Source organism: Gemmatimonadales bacterium (genome assembly GCA_036279355.1).
Lineage (GTDB): Bacteria > Gemmatimonadota > Gemmatimonadetes > Gemmatimonadales > GWC2-71-9 > DASQPE01.
Window position 1 is genome coordinate 1 of the sequence record DASUJH010000030.1, and the last position, 6,151, is coordinate 6,151.

A 6,151-nucleotide genomic window follows, 5' to 3' on the forward strand; every position below is an offset into this window, starting at 1 on the left:
GATCGCCGAGCGAGGGCGCGAGCGCCGCAACGATGGCACGAGTGAACTCATCCTGCACGGCAAAGACATCGCGCGAGGGGCTCTCGTAGATGCTGTCCCATAGCACGGTACCGTTGGCCGTGCTCACCAGCTGCGTGGTCACGCGCAGGCGGTCACCCGCGCGCCGCACCGTCCCATTGACGAGCGCGTCGACGCCGAGTGCCCGGCCGATCTCCCGCGCGGTTGCGGACTTCCCCTTGAACGAGTAGCTCGACGTGCGCCCCGCCACCTGCATCCCCGGCAGGTGCGCGAGCGCGTGGGCCAGCTCGTCGGTGAGCCCGTCGCTGAAGTAGTCGTCGGCCGAGGCGCCGCCGGTATTGACGAACGGCAGCACCGCGACTCGGTGGATGCTGGACAGGTTGCGCGCGCCGCCCGCCCCGGTCCCGGTCGGGGTCGCCGCGGCGGTCGTCGCCGCCTGATGTCGAGCCTCCAAGCCGCGCGTCGTGAGCAGCGCGCCAGCGGTCACCAGCGCAACCACCACCGCGACGAGAACCACGACCGCCCGCGTCGACAGACGACGCGATGCACGCGTGCCCGCACCCTCGCCAGCGGGGCGCGCGGCATCGAGCGCCGCCACGACGTCCTCCGCCGACTGCGGGCGCGCCGCGGGATCTTTCTCGAGGCAGCGCATCACGAGCGCGGCGAGCGCGGGCGCCACATCGGGGCGGCGCGCCGAGAGCGGCGGCGGCGCCTCCGCGATGTGCGCGGCGATGAGCTCCTTCGGCGGGCGAGCTCCGAACGGATGCGCGCCGGCGAGCAACTCGTACATCACCACGCCAAGCGCGTACAGATCGGCCCGGTGGTCCACGGTGGCGTCGCCGCGCGCCTGTTCGGGCGACATGTAGGCGGGCGTGCCGAGCGTGGTCCCCTCTCCGGTGAGCGTGGCGCCCCCGTCTTCTCCTCCGCCCGCGGCAGCATCGGGAGATCCCACGGGCGCCCGCGGTGCGCGAGCCCTGCTCACCGCGCGCGCGATGCCGAAGTCGGCCACCACGGCATGGCCGTCCTGGATGAGGATGTTCGCCGGCTTGATGTCGCGGTGCACCACGCCGCTCCGGTGCGCGTACGCGAGCGCGCTCGCCACCTCGCGCAGGAGTCGCAGCGCCGCCTCCATGGACGGCGCTTCCCCGCGCGCGAGCCGCTCGCGGAGTGTCTCCCCCTCAACGTACGGCATCACGTAGTACAGCAGGCCCGCCGCCTCACCCGAATCGTGCAGCGGCAGAATGTGTGGATGCGTCAGGCCGGCGGTGATGCGAATCTCGTGCAGAAAGCGCTCGGCGCTCATCGCGGCGCCGAGCACCGGGTCGAACACCTTGAGCGCCACCGGCCGCGCATGCCGGCGATCGTGGGCCAGGTAGACAGTGGCGGTGCCACCATGCCCCACCTCCCGCTCCACGTCGTAGTGCCCCGCCAGCGCGGCGCGGAGCGCCTCCGGCACGTTCGCGTCAGGCTCGCCCGCCGCCGCCATCGCTTCAGTGCCGGCGACCTGATCTCCATCAGCGAGACTCATAAGAAGCGGTGCGGCAAACGCCGAGGCCGGCTCGGCGAGAAAATCCGGCGACTCCGCCGCGCGCTCGCACGCGCGCAGTTGCGCCTCGACCTCCGCGCGCAGCGCCGCGTCGTCCCCGCAGGCGCGGTCGAGGAAGTCAGCCCTCGCCTCGGGCGGCAGCTCCAGCGCCGCTTCCACCGTGGCGCGCACCGCGGCCCATCGTCGCCGCGCCGACGCCGGCGTGTCGCGATCCCCCCGTGGCGGCCGCTCGGGCTCGCTCATCATTCCTCCGGGCGCAGCGCCCGGTAGAGCCATCCCTTCGCCATCACCCAGTCACCCGCCACGGTCCGCTGCGACACGCCGAGCACCTCGGCAGTTTCGCCCTCGGTGAGCCCGCCGAAGAAACGACACTCCACCACGCGCGCGAGTCGTGCGTCAACCGATGCCAGCCGCTCGAGCGCTTCGTCCAGCGCGAGCAGCTCATCGCTGCGCGTGGCGACGGCCAGCGCGTCGGCGTCACCGTCGCCGAGCGCTTCGGCATCCTCGAGTGATACGGGCCGCAGGCGCGGGCCGCCTCGCCGCGCGGCCTGGTGGCGGCGGGCGTAGTCCACGAGCACGCGCCGCATCACGCGTCCGGCAAGACCGAAAAAGTGCGCGCGGCTCGTCCATTCGGCGCGCGTCTGCCGGGACAGGCGGAGATACGCCTCGTGGACCAGTGCCGTGGTGGAGAGCGTGTGGCCCGCGGGCTCGGCGGCGAGCTGGCGATGGGCGATGCGCCGCAGCTCCGCGTACACGAGTGGAATGAGCCGGTCGATCCCATCGGGCGCTCCGCGGCGGAGCATCGCCAGCGCCTCGGCGATCTCCTGCTTGGCTGCCTCCTGCGCCCGCCCGCGTGCCGCTTCGTCCATCACTCGCACTCCGGGCAACGAGCCCCGCGCGGCATTGCATCGATCCGGCGGATTCCGCGCGTCTGCTGATGCGGCGCTCCCGCGCGATCCAAGTATACGGGTGACCGATCCGGGCGGCAACACGGCAGGCACGCCACCCCGGATGGCGCCGCGCCCGAGCAACATCCCCATGCAGCCGCGCCGTACCGTCGACCCGGAGCAGGAGATCACGCCATGCGCAGCGCTTCCCGTATGTCCCCATTCGTGCCACGCCAGTGGGCGCAGGTCGCCGCACTCATGGCGGCCGCGGCCTTGAGCATGGCGTGCACCGACGCGCCGTCATCACCGGCAGCCGCGCCACTCATCACCCCATCGGCCTCGCGCTCCGGCGCCCGCCCCACCGAGCCGTCACACTACACGATCACCGATCTGGGCACCCTCGGTGGATCCTTCAGCATAGCCTACGACATCAACGACGCCGGCCGGGTGAGCGGGGCAGCCACCGTGCCCGGCGAGCTTCAGCATGCGGTGTACTGGGCAGATGGCAAAATCACGGACGTCGGAACGCTCGGCGGACCGAACAGCGAAGCGGCGGGACGGTCCGAGCGCGCGGAGCTCGCGATCCTCTCCGATACGCGGGAGCGCGACCCGCTCGAGGAGAACTTCTGCGGGCTGGGCACCGGCCTCGTCTGCGGCGCGGCGGTCTGGAGCCATGGAACACTGACAGCGCTCCCCACGCTTGGCGGCATCAATGCCGCGGCGTTCATGGACAACACCGCGGGGATGATCGTCGGCGTCGCGGAAGATGGCACGCGCGACGCCACCTGCATCCCGCCGCAGAAGAGCCACTTCCAGGCCGTGGCCTGGTATCGGGGGACGATCCACGAGCTCCCGCCGCTCCCAAGCGACGAGGTGGGAATAGCGCTTCGGCTGAACGACAGGGGCCAGGCCGTCGGCACGTCGGGGCTGTGCTCCAACACCACGTATGGCGGCTTCGCGCTGGGACCACACGCCGTTCTCTGGGACCACGGCACGCCCATCAACGTCGGCGACCTGGGTGGTGGCGGCGTGGCCGTGGCGGCGGACGTCAACAACCGGGGTGAGGTGGTGGGCAGCGCCAGCGTTTCCGCCGGCGGTCTGCATCCCTTCCTGTGGACCCGGGCCACCGGCATCCGCGACCTCGGCGTCATGAGCTCCGATCCCGCGGACGTGGCCAACACCCCGTTCGAGATCAACGATCGCGGCCAGATGGTGGGCGCGTCGTGCGACGCCACCCTGGCCGTCTGCCGCGGCTACCTCTGGGAGCACGGCGTGATGACGGACATCAACGACCTCCTCCCGGCCGACTCGCCGCTGTACGTCATGCTCCCCTTCGCGCTCAACGACCGGGGGCAGATCGCCGGCCTGGCACTCGTGACGAGCACCGGCGAGGTGCACGCCTTCCTGGCGACGCCGGCACCCGACGCAAGCGCGGGTCAGATCGCGCATGCGTCACGGCGCGCAAAGGGGCGCGTGCATCTCCCCGAACATGTGCGCGAGATGCTCGGGCGGCGGTTCCAGAAGCGGTTCCAGACGCACGGACGGTAGGGCGGACGCGGGGACGAGAGGGCGCGGGAACGCCCGCGCAGCGACGGACGGCCGGACCAGATCTCACTTCTTCTAATCCTGGAGGGTACGATGCAACGCTCACACGAACTTCCCACGACAACCATCGCTCGCCATTTCTCGAAGCGGACCTCGGCGCACATCCTGTTCATCCTCGGCGGTGCATGCGCCGCCGCACTCGCGGTCGCGTGCTCCGACAGCGCGCCCACCGCGCCCACCGCGCAGGTTGCGCGTCAGATCGCGCCGCCCGCGTTCGCGCTGTCCCGCGGCCCCGGCAAGCCGGAGCACTTCCCGATCCCCGGCTCGGTGCTCGACTTCGCGCCGGGCGACGTGTGCGCCTTCGGGGTGCATGGCGAGACCGTCAAGAGCAATTCGCTGGTGACGAGCTACCCACCTGCCGAGAACGGCGACATCACGCAGCGCATCACGGGCCAGTTCGTCGAGACATTGACGAACACCAGCAACGGGAAGTCGATGACGGCCAACCTCCCCGGTCCGCTCACGTTCACGTACCACGTGGACGGCTCGGCGACGCTCGTGCTCACGGGCACAACGCAGCTCTTCTTCTTCCCCACCGACATCCCGGCCGGCCCCAAGCTGATCATCAATTCGGGGCGCGCGGTGGTGACCTTCACGCCCAGCGGGCAGGAGGTGCTCGAGAGCATCAGCGGGACGCAGGAAGACGTCTGCGCGGCGTTGTCGTAGAAGGCGGCGGCGGAGGGCTGTGCGGACGTGAGGCATCAGCATCAATGCGAGCGTGCGAGTCGGCCCCGTCCATCCTGGGCGGGGCCGACTCGGACTGTGGTGGACTGCTTCCGCGGACCCGTTCGACGCAGCATTATCGGCCGGGAGACCCTCGAAAGCCCGTGACAGCAGCGAGCCATCGCTCACACCATGTACTCCACCTGCCTCTTCTGCTACGGCTCCCTCGGCCACAACGAGGTGATCGAGCACTTCCCGATCGGCCGCCGACTCGCGTTCGACGCCGAGAAGGGACGGCTCTGGGTCATCTGCGCGCATTGCGCGCGGTGGAATCTGACGCCACTGGAGGAGCGCTGGGAAGCGATCGAGGAGTGTGAGCGGTTGTTTCGGGGACAGCGGCTCCGCGCGCAGACGGAGCAGATCGGCCTGACGAAGCTGCGGGAGGGACTCGAGCTCGTCCGCATTGGACGGCCGCTGCGTCCGGAGTTCGCGGCGTGGCGATACGGCAACGAATTCCGCCGCCGCCTGCGCCGGCGTGTCACCTGGGTGGGCACCGGCGTGGCCGCGGCGGGCGTCGCTGCCGTGGGCGTGGTGGCGGGCGCGGGAGAGGCCGCGCTCACTTCGGTCGCACTGCCGGCACTGTGGCTGGGGGGCGCGTGGATCGTGAACAGCGCGCAGTTCTATCGTGATTATCTCCGCCCCACCTACGTTCCGCGCTCCGGAGCGAGGCCGTACGCTGTCTATGGTGTGAACCTCCAGGAAACGGACCTCGCACCGGGCGCGGCGCCCGCCGAGTGGGTGCTCAATCTGCGACACGTGACGGGCACACAGCAACTCGCGCACGATGCGGCCCGCCGCGCGCTCGGGATTCTCCTGACGCGCGTGAACGCGGCGGGCGCAGGCATCGCGACCACGCGCGCGGCGGCGGAGCGCATTGCCGCAGCGGGCAGCCCCGACGCATTCATCGCCGAGCTCGCCGGCACCTCGCGCGTGCGCACCGGCGATTTCCCGGAGCGCCGCGCGCGTTATCGGCGCACCGGCTGGCCAACCGGCCGCTGGGGGCTGCGCAGGGCGTGGGGGGCGACCGGCCCCGTCGACCACGGTGCCCTGCCCTTCCTGCGGCTCGACGAGCGGCTCGCGCTGGAGATGGCGGTGCACGAGGAGGAAGAACGTCGCGCGCTGGAGGAGGAGATCGGCCCGCTGGAAGCGGCGTGGCGAGATGCGGAAGAGATCGCGGGGATCGCGGACGATCTGCTCACGCCGCCGGGGGCGCGGGAGTTCGTGGCGAGACATCGGGGCGAGACGCGGGGATGAGCGCGGGGCCAGGCGGACGCGACTCGGTCGTCTGGCGGATAATGAACGATCGGGCGCATTAACGCGCGTCACGTGCCGCGTGACATTGCCCGATCGCCATCAATGATCAATGGCGCAT

5 protein-coding genes are annotated in these 6,151 nt (G+C 71.0%); 3 read left to right on the forward strand and 2 right to left on the reverse strand.

What is annotated here, in order from left to right; all coding sequences use genetic code 11:
- Both VFW66_08565 and VFW66_08570 read right to left on the reverse strand, forming a co-directional pair.
- The coding region (locus tag VFW66_08565; GenBank protein ID HEX5386736.1) for a serine/threonine-protein kinase at positions 1 to 1,807 on the reverse strand (1,807 nt) is incomplete at its 3' end.
- Complete coding sequence (locus VFW66_08570; protein ID HEX5386737.1) at positions 1,807 to 2,433, reverse strand: ECF-type sigma factor; 627 nt, start codon at positions 2,431 to 2,433, stop codon at positions 1,807 to 1,809. The genes VFW66_08565 and VFW66_08570, both read right to left, overlap by 1 nt.
- Before the next feature lie 243 nt (positions 2,434 to 2,676).
- On the opposite strand from VFW66_08570, the gene VFW66_08575 reads away from it, so the two are divergent.
- The 3 genes from VFW66_08575 (at position 2,677) to VFW66_08585 (ending at position 6,033) form a co-directional block, all read left to right on the forward strand.
- Positions 2,677 to 3,999, forward strand: a complete 1,323-nt coding sequence (locus tag VFW66_08575; GenBank protein HEX5386738.1) for a hypothetical protein — start codon at positions 2,677 to 2,679, stop codon at positions 3,997 to 3,999.
- A gap of 90 nt (positions 4,000 to 4,089) precedes the next feature.
- On the forward strand, positions 4,090 to 4,722 hold the full coding sequence (locus VFW66_08580; protein ID HEX5386739.1) for a hypothetical protein: 633 nt from the start codon (positions 4,090 to 4,092) through the stop codon (positions 4,720 to 4,722).
- Positions 4,723 to 4,911: 189 nt separating this feature from the next.
- Positions 4,912 to 6,033: a hypothetical protein gene (locus VFW66_08585; GenBank protein HEX5386740.1), complete on the forward strand. Its 1,122-nt coding sequence runs from the start codon at positions 4,912 to 4,914 to the stop codon at positions 6,031 to 6,033.
- Positions 6,034 to 6,151 lie beyond the last annotated feature (118 nt).

Excerpts from the sequence above, each read along its gene's own strand:
- VFW66_08580 (HEX5386739.1), top strand. The coding sequence starts at position 4,090 with ATGCAACGCTCACACGAACTTCCCACGACAACCATCGCTCGCCATTTC.
- VFW66_08570 (HEX5386737.1), bottom strand. The coding sequence starts at position 2,433 with ATGGACGAAGCGGCACGCGGGCGGGCGCAGGAGGCAGCCAAGCAGGAG.
- VFW66_08585 (HEX5386740.1), top strand. The coding sequence starts at position 4,912 with ATGTACTCCACCTGCCTCTTCTGCTACGGCTCCCTCGGCCACAACGAG.